At 66.3% G+C, this 23,843-nt stretch carries 17 protein-coding genes; 3 read left to right on the top strand and 14 right to left on the bottom strand.

The window, feature by feature from the left end:
• Positions 1-279: 279 nt before the first annotated feature.
• Both prpB and acnB read left to right on the top strand, forming a co-directional pair.
• Positions 280-1,164 (top strand): methylisocitrate lyase, encoded by an 885-nt coding sequence (gene prpB, locus GV001_RS11775; protein WP_160079996.1) that lies wholly within the window; start codon positions 280-282, stop codon positions 1,162-1,164.
• A gap of 187 nt (positions 1,165-1,351) precedes the next feature.
• Positions 1,352-3,952 carry a bifunctional aconitate hydratase 2/2-methylisocitrate dehydratase gene (gene acnB, locus GV001_RS11770; RefSeq protein ID WP_160079994.1) on the top strand — a complete coding sequence of 867 codons (2,601 nt, stop codon included), beginning with the start codon at positions 1,352-1,354 and terminating at the stop codon, positions 3,950-3,952.
• A gap of 221 nt (positions 3,953-4,173) precedes the next feature.
• On the opposite strand, the gene GV001_RS11765 is transcribed toward acnB, so the two are convergent.
• The 8 genes from GV001_RS11765 to GV001_RS11730 all read right to left on the bottom strand — a co-directional run bounded on the left by GV001_RS11765 (position 4,174) and on the right by GV001_RS11730 (position 16,289).
• On the bottom strand, positions 4,174-4,992 hold the full coding sequence (locus GV001_RS11765; protein WP_160079992.1) for a hypothetical protein: 819 nt from the start codon (positions 4,990-4,992) through the stop codon (positions 4,174-4,176).
• Between the two features lie 67 nt (positions 4,993-5,059).
• On the bottom strand, positions 5,060-7,495 hold the full coding sequence (locus tag GV001_RS11760; protein WP_160079990.1) for an RND family transporter: 2,436 nt from the start codon (positions 7,493-7,495) through the stop codon (positions 5,060-5,062).
• Between the two features lie 27 nt (positions 7,496-7,522).
• Positions 7,523-8,593 carry a YCF48-related protein gene (locus GV001_RS11755; protein ID WP_160079988.1) on the bottom strand — a complete coding sequence of 357 codons (1,071 nt, stop codon included), beginning with the start codon at positions 8,591-8,593 and terminating at the stop codon, positions 7,523-7,525.
• Between the two features lie 143 nt (positions 8,594-8,736).
• Entirely contained in the window at positions 8,737-10,092 is a 1,356-nt protein-coding gene (locus tag GV001_RS11750) for a DUF1329 domain-containing protein (RefSeq protein ID WP_160079986.1), read from the bottom strand.
• Between the two features lie 38 nt (positions 10,093-10,130).
• Complete coding sequence (locus GV001_RS11745) at positions 10,131-12,023, bottom strand: DUF1302 domain-containing protein (protein ID WP_160079984.1); 1,893 nt, start codon at positions 12,021-12,023, stop codon at positions 10,131-10,133.
• 97 nt (positions 12,024-12,120) lie between these two features.
• Positions 12,121-12,687, bottom strand: coding sequence for an alpha/beta hydrolase (locus GV001_RS11740; RefSeq protein ID WP_160079982.1), 567 nt, complete (start codon positions 12,685-12,687; stop codon positions 12,121-12,123).
• A gap of 292 nt (positions 12,688-12,979) precedes the next feature.
• Positions 12,980-14,710, bottom strand: coding sequence for a bifunctional diguanylate cyclase/phosphodiesterase (locus tag GV001_RS11735; protein ID WP_160079980.1), 1,731 nt, complete (start codon positions 14,708-14,710; stop codon positions 12,980-12,982).
• 13 nt (positions 14,711-14,723) lie between these two features.
• Positions 14,724-16,289 carry a PAS domain-containing methyl-accepting chemotaxis protein gene (locus GV001_RS11730; RefSeq protein WP_160079978.1) on the bottom strand — a complete coding sequence of 522 codons (1,566 nt, stop codon included), beginning with the start codon at positions 16,287-16,289 and terminating at the stop codon, positions 14,724-14,726.
• Between the two features lie 304 nt (positions 16,290-16,593).
• Between GV001_RS11730 and GV001_RS11725 the strand changes: the two genes are divergently transcribed.
• A complete protein-coding gene (locus tag GV001_RS11725; protein ID WP_160079976.1) occupies positions 16,594-17,616 on the top strand; it encodes an AraC family transcriptional regulator in 1,023 nt (340 codons plus the stop codon).
• Positions 17,617-17,622: 6 nt separating this feature from the next.
• On the opposite strand, the gene GV001_RS11720 is transcribed toward GV001_RS11725, so the two are convergent.
• The 6 genes from GV001_RS11720 to GV001_RS11695 form a co-directional block, all read right to left on the bottom strand.
• Positions 17,623-18,456, bottom strand: coding sequence for an SDR family oxidoreductase (locus tag GV001_RS11720; protein WP_160079974.1), 834 nt, complete (start codon positions 18,454-18,456; stop codon positions 17,623-17,625).
• 25 nt (positions 18,457-18,481) lie between these two features.
• A complete protein-coding gene (locus GV001_RS11715; RefSeq protein ID WP_160079972.1) occupies positions 18,482-19,207 on the bottom strand; it encodes a hypothetical protein in 726 nt (241 codons plus the stop codon).
• 35 nt (positions 19,208-19,242) lie between these two features.
• Complete coding sequence (locus GV001_RS11710; RefSeq protein WP_160079970.1) at positions 19,243-20,445, bottom strand: multidrug effflux MFS transporter; 1,203 nt, start codon at positions 20,443-20,445, stop codon at positions 19,243-19,245.
• A gap of 129 nt (positions 20,446-20,574) precedes the next feature.
• Positions 20,575-21,204 (bottom strand): CoA transferase subunit B, encoded by a 630-nt coding sequence (locus GV001_RS11705; RefSeq protein ID WP_160079968.1) that lies wholly within the window; start codon positions 21,202-21,204, stop codon positions 20,575-20,577.
• A 2-nt stretch (positions 21,205-21,206) separates the two neighbouring features.
• Positions 21,207-21,902 (bottom strand): CoA transferase subunit A, encoded by a 696-nt coding sequence (locus GV001_RS11700; protein ID WP_160079966.1) that lies wholly within the window; start codon positions 21,900-21,902, stop codon positions 21,207-21,209.
• Positions 21,903-21,931: 29 nt separating this feature from the next.
• Positions 21,932-23,839 (bottom strand): alpha/beta fold hydrolase, encoded by a 1,908-nt coding sequence (locus GV001_RS11695; RefSeq protein ID WP_160079964.1) that lies wholly within the window; start codon positions 23,837-23,839, stop codon positions 21,932-21,934.
• Positions 23,840-23,843 lie beyond the last annotated feature (4 nt).

Genomic DNA, 23,843 nt, shown 5'->3' with positions numbered 1-23,843 from the left:
ACAATACCGCCAGCCACCTTGCGCGCCCCATGCGCGCCATCCACCAACCCAACCAGCAATGCCCGCCAGCCGCAGTGCTCACGCGGCTCGCAGGACCTGCAACCGTAGCTGGCTGGCAGGCGGCCGCATGCCGCCCATCAACATTGTCGACAATTTTCAACATTTCCATTGACCAACCGGTTCTGGCTGGGTACTTTTCGAGCAAATCCAAGAATGTGTCGACACGACGCCGTGGGCGCCGGGTCTTCAACAACAGACAACCGAACCCAGAGGTGAGTCATGAGCTTGAACACTCCCGGCCAGCGCTTTCGCGATGCGGTCGCCAGCGAACATCCCCTGCAAGTGATCGGCGCGATCAACGCCAACCATGCCCTGCTGGCCAAGCGCGCCGGCTTCAAGGCCATCTACCTGTCCGGCGGCGGAGTGGCCGCCGGCTCCCTGGGCCTGCCGGACCTGGGCATCACCGGCCTGGATGACGTGCTCACCGACGTGCGCCGCATTACCGACGTGTGCGACCTGCCGCTGCTGGTGGATGTCGACACCGGCTTCGGCGCCTCGGCGTTCAACGTGGCGCGCACCGTCAAGTCGATGATCAAGTTCGGCGCCGCCGCCATCCATATCGAGGACCAGGTCGGCGCCAAGCGCTGCGGCCACCGTCCGAACAAGGAAATCGTCTCCCAGCAGGAGATGGTCGACCGCATCAAGGCAGCCGTGGATGCCCGTACCGACGACAGCTTCGTGATCATGGCGCGCACCGACGCCCTAGCCGTGGAAGGCCTGAACTCGGCGCTGGACCGTGCGGCCGCCTGCATCGAGGCCGGCGCCGACATGATCTTCCCGGAGGCGATCACCGAGCTGGCGATGTACAAGACCTTCGCCGACCGGGTGAAGGCGCCGATCCTGGCCAACATCACCGAATTCGGCGCCACGCCGCTGTACACCACCGAGGAACTGGCCGCGGTCGACGTGTCCCTGGTGCTGTACCCGCTGTCGGCCTTCCGCGCCATGAACAAGGCGGCGGAGAACGTCTACATGGCCGTGCGCCGCGACGGCACCCAGAAGAACGTGGTCGACACCATGCAGACCCGCATGGAGCTGTACGAGCGCATCAACTACCACGCCTTCGAGCAGAGCCTCGACGCGCTGTTCGCCGCCAAGAAGTAACTGCCCGCCGCTCTCCCTTCCGAGAGCGGGTTAGGGTGGATCACTGTCTCGGAAAGGCGGCCCCTCCCCAGCCCTCTCTCTGAAGGGAGAGCAGCACCGAGCGCCCGGCACACCCAGCCGGCGCGCCGACTCATCGACCGGCCCCGAGAACTCACCACAGGGGCCTTCCGACCCGAGGAACCACACCGTGCTTGAAGCCTATCGCAACCATGTAGCCGAGCGCGCCGCGCTGGGCCTGCCGCCCCTGGCGCTGAGCGCCGAACAGACCGCCGCCCTGGTCGAGCTGCTGCAAAATCCAACGGCTGGCGAAGAAGCCACCCTGCTCGACCTGATCAGCAACCGCGTCCCCGCCGGCGTGGACGAAGCCGCCTACGTCAAGGCCGGTTTCCTCTCCGCCCTGGCCAAGGGCGAAGCCAGCTCGCCGCTGCTGTCCAAGAGCCGCGCCGTCGAGCTGCTGGGCACCATGCAGGGCGGCTACAACATCACCACCCTGGTCGAGCTGCTGGACGACGCCGAGCTGGCCGATGTGGCTGCCGAACAGCTCAAGCACACCCTGCTGATGTTCGACGCCTTCCACGACGTCGCCGAACGCGCCAAGCAGGGCAACGCCGCGGCCAAGGCCGTGCTGGCCTCCTGGGCCGAGGGCGAGTGGTTCCAGAACCGCCCGCTGCTGGCCGAGAAGATCACCCTGACCGTATTCAAGGTGCCCGGCGAAACCAACACCGACGACCTGTCGCCGGCCACCGAAGCCTGGTCGCGCCCGGATATCCCGCAGCACGCCCTGGCCATGCTGAAGATGGCCCGCGACGGCATCGAGCCGCAGCAACCCGGCGCCATCGGCCCGCTGGCGCAGATCGCCGCGGTCAAGGCCAAGGGCTACCCGGTGGCCTATGTCGGCGACGTGGTCGGCACCGGCTCCTCGCGCAAGTCCGCCACCAACTCGGTGCAGTGGTTCTTCGGCGACGACATCCCCAACGTGCCTAACAAGCGCGCCGGCGGCTTCTGCTTCGGCAACAAGATCGCGCCGATCTTCTACAACACCATGGAAGACGCCGGCGCCCTGCCGATCGAGTTCGACGTGGCCAACCTGCACATGGGCGACGTGATCGACCTCTACCCCTACGCCGGCAAGGTCTGCAAGCATGGCAGCGAAGAACTGCTGGCCAGCTTCGAACTGAAAACCGAGGTCTTGCTCGACGAAGTGCGCGCCGGCGGCCGCATTCCGCTGATCATCGGCCGCGGCCTGACCGAGAAGGCCCGCGCCGAGCTGGGCCTGGCGCCGTCCACCCTGTTCAAGAAGCCGCAAGCCCCGGCCGACAGCGGCAAGGGCTTCACCCTGGCGCAGAAGATGGTCGGCCGCGCCTGCGGCGTCGAAGGCATCCGCCCCGGCACCTACTGCGAACCGAAGATGACCACCGTCGGCTCGCAGGACACCACCGGCCCGATGACCCGCGACGAGCTGAAGGACCTGGCGTGCCTGGGCTTCTCCGCCGACCTGGTGATGCAGTCCTTCTGCCACACCGCCGCCTACCCCAAGCCGGTGGATGTGAAGACCCACCACAGCCTGCCCGACTTCATGCGCAATCGCGGCGGCGTCTCCCTCAAGCCCGGCGACGGCATCATCCACAGCTGGCTGAACCGCATGCTGCTGCCGGATACCGTCGGTACCGGTGGCGACTCGCACACCCGCTTCCCGCTGGGTATCTCCTTCCCGGCCGGTTCCGGCCTGGTCGCCTTCGCCGCCGCCACCGGCGTCATGCCGCTGGACATGCCGGAGTCGGTGCTGGTGCGTTTCAAGGGCAAGCTGCAGCCGGGCATCACCCTGCGTGACCTGGTACACGCCATCCCTTACTACGCGATCAAGCAGGGCCTGCTGACCGTCGAGAAGAAGGGCAAGATCAACGCCTTCTCCGGCCGCATCCTGGAGATCGAAGGTCTGGACGAGCTGACCGTCGAGCAGGCTTTCGAGCTGTCCGACGCCTCCGCCGAACGTTCCGCCGCCGGTTGCACCATCAAGCTGCCGGAAAAGGCCATCGCCGAGTACCTGCGCTCCAACATCACCATGCTGCGCTGGATGATCGGCGAAGGCTACGGCGATGCCCGCACCCTGGAGCGTCGCGCCCAGGCCATGGAAGCCTGGCTGGCCAACCCGCAACTGCTGGAAGCCGACAAGGATGCCGAATACGCCGAGATCATCGAGATCGACCTGGCCGAGGTCAAAGAGCCGGTACTCTGCGCGCCGAACGACCCGGACGACGCCCGCCTGCTGTCCAGCGTGGCCGGGCAGAAGATCGACGAAGTGTTCATCGGTTCGTGCATGACCAACATCGGTCACTTCCGCGCTGCCGGTAAGCTGCTGGACAAGGTCAAGGGCGGCATTCCGACCCGTCTGTGGCTGGCGCCGCCGACCAAGATGGACGTCCACCAGCTGACCGAGGAAGGCTACTACGGCATCTTCGGCCGCTCCGGCGCGCGCCTGGAAATGCCGGGCTGCTCGCTGTGCATGGGTAACCAGGCGCGGGTACAGACCGGTTCGACCGTGGTCTCCACCTCGACCCGTAACTTCCCGAACCGTCTGGGCGACGCCACCAACGTGTACCTGGCCTCTGCCGAACTGGCAGCGGTCGCCTCGATCACCGGTAAGCTGCCGACCGTCGAGGAGTACATGGAGTACGCGAAAGACATCGACAGCATGGCTGCCGACGTTTACCGCTACCTCTCCTTCGACCAGATCGCCGAGTTCCGCGAAGCCGCGGCCAACGCCAAGATCCCTGCCGTTCAGGTCTAAGCGTTAGCTGCAATGCAGAAGCCCCGCCTGGTGCGGGGCTTTTGCATTTTCATGTGGCGCTTGCCGCGCTTTCGTGGGCGGGACTTTAGCGTCGCAGATTGGGTTGAGGCGCAGCGCGACGAAGCCCAAAGACCCTGCCCCGGTTGTTGGGCTTCGTTGCGCTCAACGCCAACCTACCCATGCGCGCCGCGAAATACCGGGCAAACCATGCTCGCCGTTGTTCAGCGCGGACGATGAACCCCTGGTGACGGCGGGCCGTTCATGGGTAGCGCGGCAGCGATATCGTTCCAGATGGCTTCGACGGTCTGGCTGTGGCTCTCGTACACCTGCCGGCCCACGGCCAGGTAGATGGCTCCTTCGGCCAGGGGGGCCGGCAGGACCTCCAGGCGACCGCGAAACTCCGGCATGGCGAGCAGCCGCTCGACCTGGTGCTCATGGTCGATCGCCAGGCTGCCACGCTCCTTCTGCAGCATGAGCGCCAGCTGTCTGGAGTTGCGCGCGGTATCGACCGTGGGGACAGCCATGCCCTCCAGCAGCACCTTGAGCGTCGTGCGTCCGGAGAGATACAGCAGCGGCTTGTCGAGCCCGCGAAATCGCCGGCCATTCCAGTCGGCATGGCTGCCGCGGGTGCGAAATACCACGATCCGCGTCGTACCCAGCGCGCGCCGCGGATCCGGCTCCCCGGCCAGCAGCGGAAAAGCCATGAACTGCCGATATTCCGTGGTGGCGGCCGCGCCAGCCACGGCGCTGTACAGATCGCGCCGCACCCCGGCCAGGCAGCGCCGCCAGGGCTGGGCGACGAAGGTCACCCGCAGACCCTGGCGTTCGGCTGCCCGCCTGATCAGCTGCTGGCTCTGGCTTTCGTGGCGCGGATGGGTGAAGGGTGGAAATTCCTCGTCGCTGACGCAGACCGAGAAATCCGCCGCCAGGGCCGAACCGCCCAGGCACAACAGCAACCCGGCAAGCCAGGGCAGGCCAAGCCGGCCAGGCAGGCGGCCGGCCTGGTGCAGTTCGGCGAGGGGCATGGACAGGTTCAGCACAGGCACGCTCACAGGCGCAGGGCGTGGTGCCAGGAAAGCGCCCGCAGGGGGCGCTCACCCGGTTGACTCACGCCTTGCTCTTGAGCAGGAAGTGCGACAGCGCCGGGATCAGGATCAGCGCACCGAGCATGTTCCACAGGAACATGAAGGTCAGCAGGATGCCCATGTCGGCCTGGAACTTGATCGGCGACCAGGCCCAGCACACCACGCCGGCGGCCAGGGTGATGCCGACCAGGCCGACCACCCGGCCGGTGAAGGCGATGGCGTTCTGGTAGGCGTCGGACAGCGACATGCCCTGGCGCTGGTAGTGCAGCTGCACGCTGAGCAGGTACAGCGCATAGTCCACACCGATACCCACGCCCAGGGCGATCACCGGCAGGGTGGCGACCTTCACGCCGATGCCCATCCACACCATCAGCGCCTCGCAGAGGATCGAGGTCAGCACCAGCGGCAGCAGCGCCACCAGCATGGCGCGCCAGCTGCGGAAGGTGAACAGGCAGAACAGCGCCACCGCCAGGTACACGTACAGCAGCATGGTGCGGTTGGCCTCGCGCACCACGATGTTGGTCGCCGCCTCGATCCCGGCGCTACCGGCAGCCAGCAGGAACTGGCGCTCCGGCGTGCTGTTGTCGCGGGCGAACTGGTCGGCGATGGCCACCACCTGGTCGAGGGTCTCGGCCTTGTGGTCCTTGAGGTAGGCGATCACCGGCATCAGCGAGCAGTCGGTGTTGAACAGCTCGGGGGCGTTGACCGAGGCCTGCTGCGCCGCGTAGTTGAGCATGTCCTGGTTGCGCTGGATGCTGGCCATCTTCGGGTTGCCCTCGAAGGAGCCGGCGGTGATCTGGCGCACCGCGTTGACCAGCGACACCGTGGTCTGCACCCCCGGATGCTGCTGCAGCTCCCAGGCCAGGCGGTCGGCCAGGATCAGGGTGTCGTAGTTCAGGCAGCCTTCGGGAGCGGTCTTGATCATCACCGCGAACAGATCGCTGGACAGCGCGTAGTGGCTGGTGATGTAGGCGTTGTCGCGGTTGTAGCGCGAGTCGGCGCGCAGCTCCGGAGCGCCGCTGTCCAGATCGCCGATCTTCAGCTGCAGGCTGACCATGAAGCCGCCGATGCCCATCAGCAGGCCGATCAGCACCGCGCCGGTGGCCCACTTGCGGGTGGTGAAGCGGTCGAGCAGGTCCCACAGCTTGCCGAAGCCGCGATGCTGGGCGGCGCGGTTGTCGATCTTCAGCGCCCGCTCGGCGGCCTTGCGGCCGACACCGACGTAGGACAGCGCCACCGGCATCATCAGCAGCGAGGTGAAGATCAGTACGGCCACGCCGATGCTGGCGGTGATGGCCAGGTCCTGGATCACCGGGATGTCGATCAGCATCAGCACGGCGAAGCCCACGGCGTCGGCCAGCAGCGCGGTGACCCCGGCGATGAACAGGCGGCGGAAGGTGTAGCGCGCCGCCACCAGCTTGTGGGTGCCGCGGCCGATGTCCTGCATGATGCCGTTCATCTTCTGCGCCGCGTGGGACACGCCGATGGCGAAGATCAGGAAGGGCACCAGGATCGAGTAGGGGTCGATGGCGTAGCCCAGCCAGGCGACCAGGCCCAGCTGCCAGACCACCGCCATCAGCGAGCAGCCGATCACCAGCAGGGTGCTGCGGATGCAGCGGGTGTAGAGGTAGATGATGGCGATCGAGGTGACCACCGCCAGGGCGAAAAACAGCATCACCTGGATCAGGCCGTCGATCAGGTCGCCGACCAGCTTGGCGAAGCCGATCACGCGGATCTTGTACTTGCCGCCGCCCTCCTCGCCCGAGGCCCGCGCATCGCTGTCGCCGGCGAACTCGACCTGGTCACGCAGCTGCTCCTCGAGCATGCGCGAGAACTGGTGGTAGTCGATGCCCTTGCCGGTGGCGGTGTCGCGGTCCAGCAGCGGCACGATCAGCATGGTCGACTTGAAATCGCTGGCCACCAGGCTGCCGACTATGCCGGCGCGGGTGATGTTCTGCCGCAGCTGCTCGATGTCCTCGGGCTTGCCACTGTAGCTGTCGGGCATCACCGGGCCGCCCTGGAAGCCTTCCTCGGTGACCTCGGTCCAGCGCACCGCAGGCGTCCACAGCGACTTCATCCAGGCGCGGTCCACGCCCGGGGCGAGGAACAGCTTGTCGTTGACCTGTTTGAGGGTCTCCAGGTACTCGGGGTCGAAGATGTCGCCCTGGGTGTTCTCCACCACCACCCGCACCGAGTTGCCCAGGCCGCGCAGCGAGGCGCGGTTGTCCAGGTAGTTGCGGATGTAGGGCTGGCTCTGCGGGATCATCTTCTCGAAGCTGGGACGCAGCTCCAGACGGGTCGCGGCCATATAGCCCAGCACCAGGGTGGTCAGCACCATGAGCAGGACGAACAGCCCGCGGTGGTTGAACACCAGGCGCTCGAGACGGTTGCCGCTGCGCGTATCGAAATCGCGCAGATCGCGGATCACCGGCCAGGTGTCTTGTTGGATTTTGCCCATGACGGGTACTCGCTCCGATTCTTGTCGTTATTCGCCAGGCAGGCTGCGTACACCGCGACCGCCCACCAGCACCAGCTCGCCCTTGGCCGACAGCGCGGCGCCGGCAACCGGCGCCTGGCCCTGCTGCGGCATCAGGCGCAGGCTGAGATCGTCTTCCACCTGCAGGCGGTGGCCGGCCTGGGTGAACAGCTGGTAGCGCCCGCCACGGTCCTTGGTGGCGGCAGTGATGCTGACCTGCAGGCCGCTATCGAGCTGCTGCCAGTTCTGCCCGCCGTCGCGGCTGTGGAACACATGGCCGCGCAGGCCGTAGACCAGCACCTCGCCGGGTTTGCCGACGACGCCGAAGTAGCTGCCCTCGTAGGGGCTGGGTACGGCGGCGAAGCGCTTGGCCTCGCTGTCCCAGCGGCGCAGCAGGCCCTGCTCGCCGACCAGGTAGAGCGCATCGCCGGTGCTGTTGAGTGCGGTCAGGTGCAGGCCCATGGGGTTGTCGGTGCGGTCCTGCAGCGGGTCCCAGGTCTGGCCGCCGTCGCGGGTGGCCAGGATCAGGTTGAACACGCCCACGGCAAAGCCGGTCTGGGCATCGGCGAACCACACATCGAGGAACGGCTTGTCGGCGCCCTCGGTCTTCAGCCGCTCGCCCTCGGCGGCCAGCAGGGCCCACTGTTCGTTGTCCGGCTCCAGCTGGGCCAGGGCGCTGTAGTGCTCGATCAGCAGGGTGCCGATCTGCCGGCCGTCCAGCTGCTTGCGCCAGTGGCGGCCACCATCGTCGCTGTGCAGGATCACCCCGTCGTTGCCCACCGCCCAGCCCAGGCTGGGATTGGCGAAGTGCACCGCGTTGAGATCGACGCTGACCGGTACTTCGGCCTGCTGCCAGCTCTGCCCGGCGTCGTCGGAATAGACAATGTGACCACGCTGGCCGACCGCCACCAGGCGGTTACCGGCCAGGTCCAGGTCCAGCAGCGGGCTGCGCACGGCCAGCGCGCTGGGTTTGGCCGGCAGGTCCAGCACATCGACATAGCCATTGGCCCAGGCACCACCTGCCAGCAGCGCCAACAAGGCACCCAGAGCGAGCCGCACGTACCCTCGCAAAGCACACATACCGCGTCCTCATCTGAAAAAAAAGCCCCGCACGGGTGTTGCGCCGGTCACGCACCGGCAACCTACGTGCAGGGTCAGGAAAACCTTCCCGCGCCATCGGGCGGCGGGTATCCGGCGCCGGGCGAACCCGGCGCCGGTGGCACTCAGCGGATGCCGGCGCCGGCCAGGGCCTCGGGCGACCACTGGGCCTTGGACAGCGGCTCGATGTACTTGATGCCGCCGTACGGGCCGACCACGCCGTTGATGTTGTAGCTGCCACCCACCAGATCATAGATCACGTGCGGAGCGGTGTTGGGGGTGTCCACGTCGTAGCTCTGGGTCAGGAAGCTGTAGGAGCCGCGGTACAGCTTGCCGCCGGCGTCATACTGGTCCGAGGCCAGGGCGTTCCAGGTGTCCTCGTCGAGGTAGAAGCGACGCTTGGCATACACGTGGCGCATGCCGGACTTCAGGCTGCCTTCCACTACCCACACGCGGTGCTTCTCCCAGCGCACGAATTCCGGCGCCAGGTGGTTCGGCGTGGTCAGCGGCTTGGGATCCTTGATGTAGGTGAGCTTGTAGGTGTTGTAGGGCACGAACACTTCCTGCTTGCCGACCAGTTTCCAGTCGTAGCGATCCAGCGCGCCGTTGAACACGTAGATGTCGTCGTAGGTGCCGGAGCCTGCGGTGCCCGGGTTCGGGGTGTCGTAGGCCAGGTTCGGCGCCAGCTTCACCCGACGCACGCCAGGCAGGTACTGCCAGGCGCGGCGCGGCTGCGTCAGCGGGTTGGCGGCGTCCTTGAGCATCAGCGACTCGCCGGCACGGCGGGCCGGGCCGCTGTAGTACAGCTTGGTCTGGAAGTAGATGTCCTTGGCGTCGATCACCTTGTTGGCGTCTTCATAGATCGGGAAGGCGTTGAACGCGGTGCCGGTGGTGGCCAGGGTGGCGACGCCGGCGGAGTCGACGTTCCAGGAATCGTACTTGGTGGTGTAGCCGGCACCCTGGAAGCGCAGCAGGTGGTTCCACATGGCCTCGGCGCCGGACTGCGGGATCGGGAAGGGAATGCCCGGCAGCACGTTCTCGATGGCGTTGCCGCCTTCCAGCGACTTGGCGCCGGTGGCGTTCTTCAGGGTGTTGTCCAGCAGCGCCTGGGGCATGGTGGCGGTGCGGTGGGTCGGGTAGACGTCGACGCGAAAGCTGGGGAAACGCTTGGCCAGCTCGTAGGTCACGGCGGTCAGCTGGTCCTTGTGCTGGTCGGCATTCTTGCCGTCGATCACCAGCAGCGGCTGCTCGCCGGCGAAGGGATCGGGACGCACGGTGTCACCGGCCTTGAAGTCGGCCGGGGCGGTCTTCAGGCCGCCGCTGAAGGCCGGGATGGAGCCATCGGCGCTGGCGGCCATCTCGGCGCCGACCGGAGTCAGCGACTGACCTAGCTTGGCCGCCTCGCTGGCGGATACGGCGGCCTGGGCCTGGGCTGCGGCCAGGGCAAGGGATGCAGCCAGTAGGGTTTGCACGAATTTCATCTTGTTGTTCTCCTGCTCAGAGGCTAGCAATTCGTGGATCAGAAAGTGGTTTTGAAGGTCAGGTACATGGCGCCGCGGTCCTCGGTGGCACCGGAGCCCGAGAAGGACGAGTAGCCGCCTGGATAGCATGTGTAGCGCTCACCAACATCCAGAGCCGTAGGGGTCGCTCCATCGGCGAGACCGTTATCGCACTTGGTCGCTTCACCGAAGGCATCCACATACTTGAGGTCGACGTAGTACTGGTTGTAGATGGCCGCGCCGACACCCACGGAATAGGTGCCAGTGTCTTCCGCGCCACCGCCCTGCACCGGCGAGTTGCCATCGATGCCCAGGTTGACCGACATTGGGGCGGTGAAGTCCACGCCCGGGAACACCTGGTACCAGGTCGGGGTAAAGTTGACGGCGATGCCCCAGTTGTCGCGAGTGGCCTTATCCGCACCACGATAAGTATCCTTGCCCTTGTACAGCGCTTCGTTCTTGCTATCGAGGCTCAGCAGGTTGCTGTAGTACAGCTCGCCCAGCAGGCTGGCGGAGTCGAAGAAGGGCGTCTCGGCAATAGCTACCAGACCGTTGATGGTCCAGTGCAGGGTATCGCCGGTAGCGGCCATACTGTCGCCGTCCTCCGGCGCGTAATTAACAACGCCTGTACCTCCGCTACGTGGCCTACCAGCAAACGCGCCAGCAAAGCCCGTTCCCGCAGCCAAGGCCGGGCTGTAAATGGCAGGAATACTGGCAAGCGGCATGTTCTTGCGGATGTTCAGATCGCTACCGACGCTGACGCCACCGAAATCCTTGGACAGGCTGAGACCATAGATATCGATCTCATCGCCATATGCGAATTTATAATCGAGAGTAGCGACAGTGGCGCCACCAACGAAACTACGTGCATCCACCACAGCCTGCGGCAACACATCGGAAGTATTGCGGTAGTAGAGGCCCAGAGTGCCATCGAGCCACTCCGGAGACCACTTGGCCATAACGCCCCAGTCACCACGATCATCCGGGGTGTAATCTTCACCACGACGCACTGTATTCAGGGCGGTAGGGCCAACAAATGTTCCCCCTGCATAGCCATTACCCAGCAGGAAGCTTTGCGCACCTACGCCCACCAGATCCGAGCCACCGTAATAGGTGCCTGCCTCGGACAGTCGAGCCGGATCCCACTTGAAGAAGTACTGGGCACCCAAGGTCAGTTCGGAGTTGACGGTAAAGCTAGTAGAAATCTGGTTGCGCGGCAGGAACAGCTCCTTGGCCTCGGTACCCGGAGAGGCGGCGGCCTTGGCCAGGTCCAGACCTGCTTGACCGTAACTCAGCGAGTGCACCGCGCTGAGCACGGTCTCTCCCCAGAACACGTTGTGCTGGCCGGCCTTGACGCTGAACATTGACTCATCACCGACCTCGGTGCTGTAGAACAGGAAGGCATCGAGAATCTCGCCGGACGGACCACTGTAGTAGCGCTGGGCATAGCGGCTCAGATGCGGGCTGCCAAAGGGGGTATACAAGGGAGATGTAGGACTGGTAGGCCCTGTAGCCGCGTCATTGCCATTGACCAACGGATTGGAGTTCGACCCGGTATTGTCATAGGCCTTGTCGTACCAGGAAGCCGCGCTGACGCGAAAGCCCATGCTGTTCTGGTAGACCACATCCAACTCTGTCAGCAGGTCGACGCGGTTGGTGATGTTGGTACCGGCCTTGCGGAAGTTGTAGTCGCCGTCGTTGTTGTTCGGCGTGGCCAGCATGCGCTTGTCGGCGCTCTCGGTGCGCACACCGTAGTTGTACTTGACGGTGTTGTCGAAGCGGACGTTCCAGTCCTCGCTGCCGGTTTCCAGTTCCAGCGCCTGGGCTGTGCCGAGGCCGAGGCCCATCAGGATGGCCGAGGCCAGCAGGCTCTTTGGCAGGCAGGCAAGGTGATGCTTGTTGTTATTGTGCATCTAGCTTTCTCCACGCTTGGACGGTGGTGGTTGGTGAGACTGCAGCCCGCGTCGACTACCGGATTCCTCCGGCGCCCGGCGCGGGCGGCAAAGGTATTCAGTTGTCGAGCCGGCGGATCAGTTCCTCGGCCTGCGGCCACTCGCCGAAGCCGGCGGCCGGGTTCAGGTGGCCGACCTCCCCCAGGTTCAGCAGCTCGCTGCCCCAGGTGTCGGCCATGGCGGCTGCGGCCTCGATGCTGGCCAGGTAATCGTTGGTGCTGGCAGCCAGGATACTGGGAAAGGGTAGACGACTCTGGGGCAGTGGCTCCCAGCCGTTGGCACGCAGGGCGTCAGGAGTCGGGTAGTTGTCCGGCCAGGTGGCGGCCATGTCCGGCGGCGCGGCCAGCAGCGCGCCCTTGATCGGGCGGGCGTAGCGGGCAGCCCAATGCACCACCATCAGCACACCGGCGCTGTGAGCGACCAGGATCACCGGGCCGTCGATCTGCTCCAACTCGTGCTGGATGGCCTCGACGCGTGCATCCAGGCTCAGCTTGTTCTCTTCCAGCGGCGGCACCGAGCGCACCTTGCCCAGCTTGGCCTCGAGCAGGGTTTGCCAGTGTTGCGGCACATGCTCGCGCAGGCCGGGAACGATCAGCACAGTGGCATGGGTTTGCAGCTTATCCACATCGACACCTTTTCGGTTGGGGCCGGCCCTGCGGGCAGCCGGAAAGTCGTTGAGAACAACAGTAAGGTTCTCCCCCCTTAGCCCGCTTCACATTTCACGTCAGCCATTTTTCATTTGGTGACACGCGACCAATACGACCAGCACACCCATTAGTGTCACGCGACGGCACGTCACTACGCCCGCCATTCAAAGCCTGCGGACAGCACACAGCGGCTGCGATTTCGTTCGGCAGCCGCACGACTACCAGCCCTGTTGCAGCCACGGCCTCCCCAGCAATGCTTGCCGAAACAGCTTAGTTCGGAGTTTGCGCCGCCAGCCTGACCAGCAGCAGCGCCCGCAATTGCTTGAGCGGCATCGGCCTGGCCAGCCAGTAGCCCTGACCATGGTCGCAGCCATTGGCACGCAGGCAGGCAAGCTGCTCCGGAGTTTCGATACCCTCGGCCACTACCGTGATGCCCAGGCTGGCAGCCACCTGCACGGCGGCACAGACAATGGCCTGGTCGACGGCATCCGCTGGCAGACCGGCGATGAAGCTGCGATCGATCTTCAAGCGGTCGAAGGGCAGTTGCTTGAGCGCCCCGAGTGACGAATAGCCGGTACCGAAGTCATCCATGCTCACCACCACGCCACTGGCGCGCAGGCTGTTGATGATCTGCAGCGCCTCCTCGATATTGCTTACCGCCACCCGCTCGGTGATCTCCAGCTCCAGGCGCTCGCTGGGCAGGCCGGTACGCGCCAGGCACTCGCCAATCAGGGCGAGGAAGTCCTCGCGCAGGAAGGTCGAGCCACAGATGTTCACGGCCACCGGCACATCGAGCAGGCCGCTGCGAATCAGCGCCAGGTTGTCGCGACAGGCACGTTCCAGCACCCAGTGGGTGATGGCGCCAATCAGCCCGTACTCCTCGGCCAGGCCAATGAATTCTGCCGGCGGCACCTGGCCATACTCGGCATCGTGCCAGCGCAGCAGGGCTTCGATGCCCACCGGGCGCGGCGGCTCCTCGAGGCTGTACTGCAGCTGGTAATGCAGCTGCAGGCGCTCCTCCTTCAAGGCCTCGCGCAGGCGATCGAGCATCTGCAGGCGCGCCTCCGTACGGCTGCGCAACTCGCGCCGGAACATGCGCAGGCAATTGCCTCCCGCTGCCTTGGCCTGGTACATGGCCAGGTCGGCATCGTTGAGCAACTGGTCGACGCCCTGGCTGTCGCCGGGATAGAGGCTGATGCCCAGGCTCGCACCCACGCTCAGGCTGAGACCATTGACTCGAAAGCGCGGCAGCATGCACTCAATCAGGCGTTCGCCCAGGCGCAGCGGCTCATTGTGCTGCACGCCCATCGGCGCAATCACCACAAACTCGTCGCCGCCGACCCGCGCCAGCTGGTCACCCTGGCGCAGGGCGCCGCGCAGGCGCTGGGCGACATCGGCGAGCAGGCGGTCACCGACCTGGTGATCGTGGCGGTCGTTGATCTGCTTGAAGCCGTCGAGGTCGATAAACAGCACGGCCAGGCTGCGCCCGCTCTCGTCACTGGCATTCATCGCCTGCTGCAGGCACTCGCGCAGCTGGTGGCGATTGAGGCAGCCGGTCAGCACATCGTAGTTGGCCAGATGGGTCAGGCGCTCATGCAGGGCACGCCGCTCGCTGATGTCATGGCAGATGCCGACAAACAGGCGCTGCCCACCCAGCTCCAGCTCGCCGACGCTCAGGTGCAGGGGAAAGCAGCTGCCATCCTTGCGCCGCCCCATGACTTCGCGGCCCTTGCCGATGATCCTGGGCCGGCCGCTGTGCTGGTAGTTGGCCAGATAGCTATCGTGCTGGCTGTGATAGGGCTCGGGCATCAGCACATTGATATTCAGCCCGAGCAGCTCCTCACGGGCATAGCCGAAGGTGCGCACCGCGGCCGGATTGAGCTCGCGCACCCGGCCGCGCGCATCGATCACGACCATGCTATCGACCGCCGTATCGAACACCGCACTGGCCAGCTCACCCAGACCGAAACCCGCCTCTTCGTGGCTCACTCGCATATCCATGTTCGCCATCCACTCAGGTATTGAAGCGCGCAACCAGGGCATGCAGGGAATGCGCGGTGGCCTCCAGCTCGCCGCCCAGCTGGGCGGAACGCGCGGTGACTTCGGCATTCTGTTCGGCGGCCATGGAGATGGTACTGATCTGCCGCGAAACGTCCTCGGCCACCAGGTTCTGCTGCTCCGCTGCGCTGGCCATCTGCTCGGCCATTTGGTGGATGCGCTCGACCGCGGCGGTGATGCCATCGAGCGCCTGCTCGGTCTCGACCACCCGCGCCACCCCGGCACGCGCCTCTTCGCTGCCCTGACGGGCGATCTGCACCGCCTGACCGGCCACAGCCTGCAGACTGGCGATGATGCCCTGGATGGCCTCGGTGGACTCCTGGGTCTTCGAAGCCAGGGCGCGCACCTCGTCGGCCACTACGGCGAACCCACGACCCTGCTCGCCGGCCCGGGCCGCCTCGATGGCGGCATTCAGCGCCAGCAGATTGGTCTGCTCGGCAATCGCGCGAATCATGTTGGCCGCCTGCTGGATCGACTGCGCCTCGCTGGCCAGCCCCGCCACCGAGGCGCTGATGCCATCCACCGTGCGTGCCAGTTTCTCCACCACCGCGCGGCTTTGCTGGGCCTGGCGGCTGCCGTCGAGCGACAGCTGATTGACCTGGCGCGCCTCCTCGGCCGTCTGCTGCACATGCACGGCGACCTGGCTGATCGAGGCGGCCATCTGGTTCATCGCGGTGGCCGCCATGTCGGCCTCGATACGCTGCGCCTGCAACGCCTGTTCGGCCTGCTGCACCAGCTGGCCATTTTGTGAGGCCTGGCTGGCGGTGCGCGTGGCATAGTCGCCGAGTATGCCGAGGGCGGTGCGAATCCGCGTACCCTCGCTGATCAGCACCAACTGCAGGCGCGCCACGGCGCCGGTGTCGTCGGTATAGGTGTGCGCCACCAGCTCGCTGTCGAAGGCCTTGGGCGCGGTCTGGGCCACCCGCAGCAGGGCACGCTTGACGAAGCCCATGGTGGCGATGGTCTGCCCCAGCGACGCCAGCACCAACAGCGCAATACCGAGGCCGCCATGGCCGGCCATGAACAGCCATGGCCCCAGCGCCGCGCCAAGCAGCGGCAGCAACAGGAAGCGCGCCGCCACCCCCAGACGCTCGCCCAGCGAAGCCGCCGCACGACCCTGGTTCAGGCGCGCATACAGGGCACTGGCGCGGCGTACCTGATCGGCATCGGGCTTGACCCGCACCGACTCGTAGCCCACCACCCGGCCCTGTTCGAGAATGGGCGTGACATAGGCATTGACCCAGTAGTGATCACCGTTGCTGCAGCGGTTCTTGACGATGCCCATCCAGCTCTTGCCGGCCTTGAGGTACTCCCACATCTGCTGGAATACCCGGGACGGCATTTCCGGGTGACGCACCAGGTTGTGCGGGCTGCCGATCAGCTGCTCGCGGCTGAAGCCACTAACGGCGACGAACTCGTCATTGCAGTAGGTGATCCGGCCCTGGGTATCGGTGACGGAAATCAGACGTTGGTCGGCCGGGTAGGTACATTCACGACCACTGAGCGGCATGTTGATTCGCATCGTTACTCCTGCGCGTGATACCGCGCGACTGCCAACCGGGATCGCACTCCGCCGCCACGCTCACGCAGTGGATGCGCGAAGGCAGAGACAGGCGCTCGCTTACGCCCCGCAGCCGTGGGCCTAGGGGAAGTTGCCATGCCGGGTGGATTAACCCAGCCGAGGGGTCAGGATTGTAGAAACGCGGCGTGCCGGTCGCTTAGCTTTAGCTGCCAGGCACTTTTCATTTCATGACTAAAGTCTTGTAAGCTATCGGCCTGCCAAGCCACGCGGCCAACCAAGAGCCGCCCCGAGAGCGAGCCCCACCATGACTGCCCAAGCCCGTTCCGCCGTATTGACCAACTACCTGGAAGTTGCCCGCCAGTACGGTCTGAACAGCCACACCCTGATGTCCAACGCCGGTCTGAGCCAGTCCGTGCTCAACGACCCCGAGCAGCGCATCCCGGTGGAGGCGGCCATCCGCCTGATGGAAGAATCGGCCCGCGAGAGCGGCTGCGAGACCTTCGGTCTGCGCATGGCCGAACTGCGCCAGCTTTCCGACTTCGGCGAGGTCAGCCTGCTGCTCAGCCACCAGCGTAGCCTGCGCGATGCCTTGCAGGTGATCGTGCAATATCGCCACCTGATGAATGACTCGCTGGCGATCTATATCGAGGAAGCCGGCAAGACGGTGATCATTCGCGAGGAAGTGGTCAGCCACTACCCCACCCACAGCCGCCAGGCCATCGAGCTGGCCATCGGCGTGATGTACCGCTTCTGCGCCGCCCTGCTCGGCGCGCACTGGCACCCGATCAGCGTCAACTTCACCCACGAGGCCCCGGCCGATCTTTCGGTGCATCGGCGCATGTTTGCCTGCCCGCTGGAGTTCGGCAGCGAGTTCAACGGCATCGTCTGCCCCTCGGCCAACCTGGATACCGCCAACCCGCTGGCCAATGCCGCCATGGCACGCCACGCCCAGCGCTATCTGGACTCCCTGCAGAATGCCGGCGAACACTCCCTGGCGCTGGACGTGCGCAAGGCCATCTACCTGCTGTTGCCGATGGGCCGGGCCACCATCGAGCAGATCGCCCAGGCCCAGGGCATGAACGTGCGCACCCTGCAGCGACGCCTGGAGGATGAAGGCGGCACCACCTTCAGCGAGCTGATCAACAGCGTGCGTCGCGACCTGGTGATTCGCTACATGGAAAACCCCGGCTACTCCCTGGCACGCATCGCCGACATGCTCGGCTACTCGCTGCCCAGCTCCTTCACCCGCTGGTTCATCTCCCAGTTCGGCATGCCGCCGGCCGCCTGGCGCAGCGAGCACAACATCGTCCCGCGCAAGAACAGCTGAGCCGACTCAGGCCGGCCGCCTGAGGGCCAGGCGAGTGGCCAGCAGGCGATCGAGCAGGCGAGTCGGCAAGCAGCGCGCCAGGTACCACATCGGGTGTAGCGGATAGCGGGCTCGCGGCCGCCTGGCCTGCAGCGCACGCAGCACCGCCTGGCTGACCCGCCCGACCGGCGCGCCCTGCTCGGCGTTGCGCGCCACCAGGGCCTGCAGGGCGTCCATGGCCTGCGCATAGTCGCCGGCGGCGTAGCGCGGATCGGGCTGGGCCTTGCTCCAGATCGGCGTGCGCACGGGCCCCGGCTCGATCAGCACCACCTCGATGCCCTGGGCACTCAGCTCGACGCGCAGCGCATCGCTGACCGCCTCCAGGGCATGCTTGGTCGCCGCGTAGCAGCCGGTCATGGGGGTTGCCACGCGGCCCGATACCGAGCCGATATTGATCACCCGCGCGGCCCGCCCGGGACCTGCCCCCAGCAGCGGGGCAAAGGCCTGGGTCAAGGCCAGCAGGCCAAACAGGTTGACCTCGAACATGCCGCGCATCTCCTCCAGCGGCTGCAGCAGCAGCGGACCGTTGGGCGAGGCAATGCCGGCATTGTTGATCAGCGCGAAGAGCGGCTCATCGCCCAGCCAGTGGCGCACCCGCGCGACCGCTGCCGGTAGCGCGGCCTGGTCGGTGACATCCAGCAGCAACGGCACAAAGGCCGGGCCGAAGGTCAGGCGCAGGCGCTCGGCCTCCTCCATCCGGCGCAGGGTGCCGATCACCCGGTACCCCCTGTCGATCAACAGCTGAGCACAATCCAGGCCGATACCGGAGGAAACCCCGGTGATCAGTACGGTATCCGTCATCTCGAACTCCTTGGCAGACATGTATTCAGAGCTGGCTGGCGGCCAGTTCGTCCAGGTCCAGCACCGCCCGGCTCAGGTAGAACTCGGCGCCGCCCCCGGCGCTCTGGCTGGCGCTGTGCAGCTGCTTGCGCACGAACTGGTAATGGCGGCGGATCGCCTTGAGGGCATCAGCCTGCTCCGGCTGCGCCTGTTCCAGCTGGATGAAACGCTGGCCGATGGCCTGGTCGAGCTGCTCGCGCTGCTCGACCGCCAGCAGGTCGGCACGGGGCTGCGGCCAGTGGTAGTGGCGCATCTGGTAGTCGAGCAGCAGCTCAGCCAGATCGCGGCTCTGCAGCTGCAGCGGATGGCTGCCCTGCCCCGCTGCGGCTGCTTCGGCCGCCGCCTGCAGCTGGCGTTGCTGGCTCAGCAACTGGTCGAGCAACTCGGGATAGCGTTGCCGCTCGGCGGGCGGCAACCGGTCGAGGCGGCTAAAGGTTGCCTTCAGCGCCGTCAGCGGCGCCTGCAGTGCCGCCGGCTGGCCCAGCTGCACAACCAGGGTGTCCAAAGTGTTGAGGTGGTAATAAACGGCGGTCAGGCCGCGCGGATCGAGGTTGCGCTGCAGCGGATCGAAGTACAGCAGCGCGCTGGCGCACAGCAGCCGGCTGCGGCTGATCAGCTCGCTCAACTGCTGGTTGCTGCGCGCATCGGCTAGCACTGCGGGGGACGACAGGCAGATCAGGCTCAACAGTACATAGAGGGTGAAACGGCGCATCGGATTCTCCTTGTTCTTGTTGTGATGGAACTCCGTCAGGCGCTGCTGGCCAGGCGCTGTCGGGCTCGCCCCGCCAGCGCCAGGGTGAAGGCCAGCAGGCCGAGCAGCTGCAACCCGGCCATGCCAAGCGCCAGGTGCAGGGTGCTGCCCAGCAGCAGGGGCACCAGCAGCGCAGCGGACAGCGCATTGCCGAACTGCTGCAGGGTGACGAATGCGCTGGAAGCCAGGCCGCGGCGCTGCGGGAAGCAGTCCATGGCCAGCACCTGCAGGCCCGGCTGGGTCAGCATCAGCCCCACGCCGAACAGCGGCAGGGCCAGCACCGCCCAGGGCAGCGCCACCGGCAGCCAGAGGGCCAGGGCTATATTGAGCAAGCCGGCGATCAACATCACGCCATGCCCCAGCAGCACCCCGCTGTTGGTTGCCAACCGCCCGACCAGGCGGTGCGCGGCCAGCGCGCCGATCAGCAGCCCGGCCACCAGCGGCAGGAACAGCCAGGCGAAGGACTGCTCACCCAGGCCCAGGTGACGCACGACGAATACCGGCGCACTCAGCACATAGAGGTAGATGGCCACGTTGACCCCGGCATTGGCCAGGCAGATCAGCAGGAAGCGACCATCGCGCAGCAACTCGGCATAACCGCCGATGAGCGCGCGCGGGCGCAGTGATTGGCGGCGCTCCTGCGGCAGGGTCTCCGCCAGGTGGCGCCAGCTGCCAAACAGCAACGCGGCGCCCAGCAGCGCGAGAAAGACGAACACCCCGCGCCAGCCCGCCAGCGGCAACAGCCAGCCGCCGCACAGGGGGGCCAGCGCCGGCGCCAGGCAGAACAGGATGGCCACCAGCGCCAGCTGACGCTGGGCCTGTACGCCGTCAAAACGGTCGCGCAACATGGCCCGCCCGACCACCAGGCCGATGCCGGCAGCCAGCCCCTGGATCGCCCGCCCCAGGTAGAGCCCGTGGATGTTCTGCGCCAGGGCGCACAGCAGCGAGCCGAGCACGAACAGCGCCAGCCCCAGCAGCACATAGCGGCGCCGGCCAAAGGCATCGGCAATGGCGCCGTGGCCCAGCAGCGCCAGGGCAAAAGGCAGCAGGTAGGCAGTCAGGCTCTGCTGCACCTGCACGGCAGTCGCGCCGAGATCGGCGGCAATGGCGGCAAAGGCCGGCAGATAAGTGGCGATGGCGAACTGGCCGAGAGACACCAGGCAAGCCACCAGCGCCACGAAGCGGGTCGACTCAGCCATGGCTGCCGGCGACCGCGCGAGGAATAAAAAGCGGCAGGCTGCCTGGGCAGCCGCCGAAAGCGAACCGATAGCGCGGGGACGCTAGCGGCCCAGATTGGGCCCCGCCATGGAGTAAGCGAGGCCGTCCGTTCATCGCAGGATGGCGCAACCGGTGGCCGCCTGCAGGCTGTCGAAGTCCACGCCCGGGGCCATCTCCACCAGGCGCAGGCCCTGCTCGGTGATGTCCAGCACGGCCAGGTCGGTGATGATGCGGTCGACCACGCCGACGCCGGTCAGCGGCAGGTCGCAGCGTTCGAGGATCTTGTGCGCGCCGCCCTTGGCGGTGTGCTCCATGATCACCACCACGCGCTTGACGCCGGCCACCAGGTCCATGGCGCCGCCCATACCCTTGACCATCTTGCCGGGGATCATCCAGTTGGCCAGGTCGCCGTTCTCGGCCACCTGCATGGCGCCGAGCAGGGCCAGGTTGATGTGGCCGCCACGGATCATGGCGAAGCTCTCGGCGCTGTCGAAGAAGCTGCTGCCGGGCAGCGTGGTGATGGTCTGCTTGCCGGCGTTGATCAGGTCGGCGTCGATCTCGTCCTCGCCGGGGAAGGGGCCGATGCCGAGCAGGCCGTTCTCGCTCTGCAGCCAGACGTCCATGCCGTCGGGAATGTAGTTGGCCACCAGGGTCGGCAGGCCGATGCCGAGGTTGACGTAGAAGCCGTCCTGCAGCTCAAGGGCGGCGCGCTGCGCCATTTCTTCGCGGGTCCAGGCCATGATCAGTTCCTCACCGTGCGGACTTCGATACGTTTTTCCGGGCTGCGATTGAGCACCAGGCGCTGCACATAGATGCCCGGCAGGTGGATCTCGTCCGGGTCCAGCTCGCCGATCTCGACGATTTCCTCCACCTCGGCCACGCACACCCGGCCGGCCTTGGCCGCCAGCGGATTGAAGTTGCGCGCGGTCTTGTTGAACATCAGGTTGCCGGCCTTGTCGGCCTTGGCGCCCTTGATCAGCGCCACGTCGGCGGTAAGGGACGGCTCCATCACGTACCAGTGACCGTCGAACTGGCGGGTCTCCTTGCCTTCGGCGATCAGCGTGCCGTAGCCGGTGCGGGTGTAGAACGCCGGAATGCCGGCACCGCCAGCGCGCAGCTTCTCGGCCAGGGTGCCCTGGGGGGTGAATTCCAGCTCCAGCTCGCCGGCCAGGTACTGGCGCTCGAACTCCTTGTTGCCGCCCACGTAGGAGGAAATCATCTTCTTGATCTGGCGGCTGTAGAGCAGCGGGCCGAGGCCGAAGTCGTCGACCCCGCAGTTGTTGCTGATGATGGTGAAGCCGGTCTTGCCGGTTTCGCCCAGCGCCTCGATCAGCGCCTCGGGAATGCCGCACAGGCCAAAACCGCCGGAGGCGATGGTGATGCCGTCGTGGACGATATCGGCCAGCGCGGCGTGGGCATCGGGATAGATCTTGTTCATGGATGACCTCGGGGTTGGGGGCTACTGTCTCAGCGTTCCAGTACGTAGGTGCCGGGCGCGGCGCACAGCGTCGGGTATTTCTTCGAACCGAGCGATTTAGGGGCGCTACGGCTGGCGCCGGAGCGCTCGCCGATCCACTGCCGCCAGTGCGGCCACCAGCTGCCTTCCTGGCGCTCGCCGGCGGACTTGAGCCAGTCCTCGGCATCGGCCTGGGCGGCCGGGGCGGCATGGAAATGGGCCTTGGGGTTGCCCGGCGGGTTGACCAGGCTCTGCAGGTGGCCGGCATTGGACAGGACGAAGGTGCTGTCCTCGCCGAACAGCCGGGCGGTGCCGTAGCAGCCCTGCCAGGGGGTGATGTGGTCGGTGGTGCCGCCGATCACGTAGGCGCCGACCTTGACCTGGCTCATGTCGATCGGCAGGCCGCGCACCCACAGCTTGTTCGGGTTGCTGAAGGGGTTGTGCTGGATCAGGTCCAGGTAGTCGGCGTGCAACTGGGCAGGCAGGCGCGTGGTGTCGCTGTTCCAGGCCAGGATGTCGAACGCCGGCGGCTTGTTGCCCAGCAGGTAGTTGTTGACCCAGTAGTTCCAGATCAGGTCGTTGGGCCGCAGCCAGGCGAACATGCGCGCCATTTCCTGACCGCTGAGCACGCCCTTGCGCCGCGAGCTGGCCTTGGCCGCGGCCAGGGCCGCCGGGGTGGCGATCAGGCCGATGCTGGTGTCGTCCATCACCGCGGGCATGTCCAGTACGCACACCGCCCAGCAGGTGTTGGCCACCTTGGCGCTCTCGCCCACGGCCGCCAGCCAGCCCAGGTAGGCGGCCAGGGTGATGCCGCCGGAACAGGAGCCCCACATGTTCACGTCCGCGCTGCCGGTGATCTGCCGCGCCACGTCCACCGCCTGGTCCAGGCACTGCACGTAGTCGGAAAGGCCCCAGTCGCGCTGCTTGGCGGTGGGGTTGCGCCAGCTGATGACGAACAGCTGCACGCCGCTGTCCTGCGCCCACTTGATCAGGCTCTTTTCCGGCGACAGGTCCACCGCGTAGTACTTGTTGATCTGCGGCGGCGACATCACCAGCGGCCGCTCGAACACGCTCGGGGTGGTCGGCGCGTACTGCAGCAGCTCGAACATCTTGTTGCGAAACACCACTTCGCCCTTGGCGGTGGCGATGTTCTCGCCAAGCTTGAACGGCTCGCTGTCGACCTGGCTCGGCATGCCGCGGTTGTGCAACAGGTCGCTGCTCAGCTGGCGGGCGCCCTGCAGCAGACTGCGCCCGCCAGTATCGACCACCTTGCGCAGCGCCGTGGGATTGGTCAGCAGCAGGTTGCTGGGCGCCATGGCATCGACCAGCAACGAGGCGACGAAACGGGCGCGGCCCTTGTCGGCGCCTTCCAGATCAGCAGCCTCGATGAAGGCGTTGAGCTCGCGCTCGCCGGCCAGGTAGCTCTGTACCAGGGCGCGCAGGAAGGCGTTGCTCTGCCAGGCCGGATCGGCGAAGCGCTTGTCCTTCGGTGCCGGCGCCAGCTCCGAGGCGCCGGTGGCGATGCGGTACAGCTCGCGCAGGTAATTGCCGCTGTGCATGCCAGCCTTGAACGGGGTGCGGGCCACGGCCTTGAGCAAGCTGCCGGCGGCACCCAGCACGTCGCGCGGGCGCACGCCGATCAGCGGGGTCACCGCCAGGGTGTGGCGCTCGGCGGCAGCGGCCAGCTCGGGCGCCGGCACTTCGGCGACAGGCTTGGCGGCCTTGATCACGGCTTTTTTCGCCGGCGCCTTGGCGGGCGCTTTCCCAGCCGGTACGCCACGGCTGGCGGTGCTCTTGGCTCCCTCCCCTGCGCTCTTGGCGCGCGGGGTACGCGGCTTGCGCTTTGCCACGCTGGTCACGGGCGCAGCGGGCTGGTCGGCGGCGCTATCGGTCGACGGCAATTCGGGATTCTGGCTCATAACG

Source organism: Pseudomonas sp. 8AS (assembly GCF_902506505.1).
Lineage (GTDB): Bacteria > Pseudomonadota > Gammaproteobacteria > Pseudomonadales > Pseudomonadaceae > Aquipseudomonas.
This window is presented reverse-complemented; position numbering and strand designations above follow the sequence as displayed.

Coding starts and splice junctions, on each gene's coding strand:
- prpB (WP_160079996.1), top strand. CDS start 280: ATGAGCTTGAACACTCCCGGCCAGCGCTTTCGCGATGCGGTCGCCAGC.
- GV001_RS11760 (WP_160079990.1), bottom strand. CDS start 7,495: ATGGGCAAAATCCAACAAGACACCTGGCCGGTGATCCGCGATCTGCGC.
- GV001_RS11755 (WP_160079988.1), bottom strand. CDS start 8,593: ATGTGTGCTTTGCGAGGGTACGTGCGGCTCGCTCTGGGTGCCTTGTTG.
- GV001_RS11750 (WP_160079986.1), bottom strand. CDS start 10,092: ATGAAATTCGTGCAAACCCTACTGGCTGCATCCCTTGCCCTGGCCGCA.
- GV001_RS11745 (WP_160079984.1), bottom strand. CDS start 12,023: ATGCACAATAACAACAAGCATCACCTTGCCTGCCTGCCAAAGAGCCTG.
- GV001_RS11735 (WP_160079980.1), bottom strand. CDS start 14,710: ATGGATATGCGAGTGAGCCACGAAGAGGCGGGTTTCGGTCTGGGTGAG.
- GV001_RS11730 (WP_160079978.1), bottom strand. CDS start 16,289: ATGCGAATCAACATGCCGCTCAGTGGTCGTGAATGTACCTACCCGGCC.
- GV001_RS11725 (WP_160079976.1), top strand. CDS start 16,594: ATGACTGCCCAAGCCCGTTCCGCCGTATTGACCAACTACCTGGAAGTT.
- GV001_RS11720 (WP_160079974.1), bottom strand. CDS start 18,456: ATGACGGATACCGTACTGATCACCGGGGTTTCCTCCGGTATCGGCCTG.
- GV001_RS11715 (WP_160079972.1), bottom strand. CDS start 19,207: ATGCGCCGTTTCACCCTCTATGTACTGTTGAGCCTGATCTGCCTGTCG.
- GV001_RS11710 (WP_160079970.1), bottom strand. CDS start 20,445: ATGGCTGAGTCGACCCGCTTCGTGGCGCTGGTGGCTTGCCTGGTGTCT.
- GV001_RS11705 (WP_160079968.1), bottom strand. CDS start 21,204: ATGGCCTGGACCCGCGAAGAAATGGCGCAGCGCGCCGCCCTTGAGCTG.
- GV001_RS11700 (WP_160079966.1), bottom strand. CDS start 21,902: ATGAACAAGATCTATCCCGATGCCCACGCCGCGCTGGCCGATATCGTC.
- GV001_RS11695 (WP_160079964.1), bottom strand. CDS start 23,839: ATGAGCCAGAATCCCGAATTGCCGTCGACCGATAGCGCCGCCGACCAG.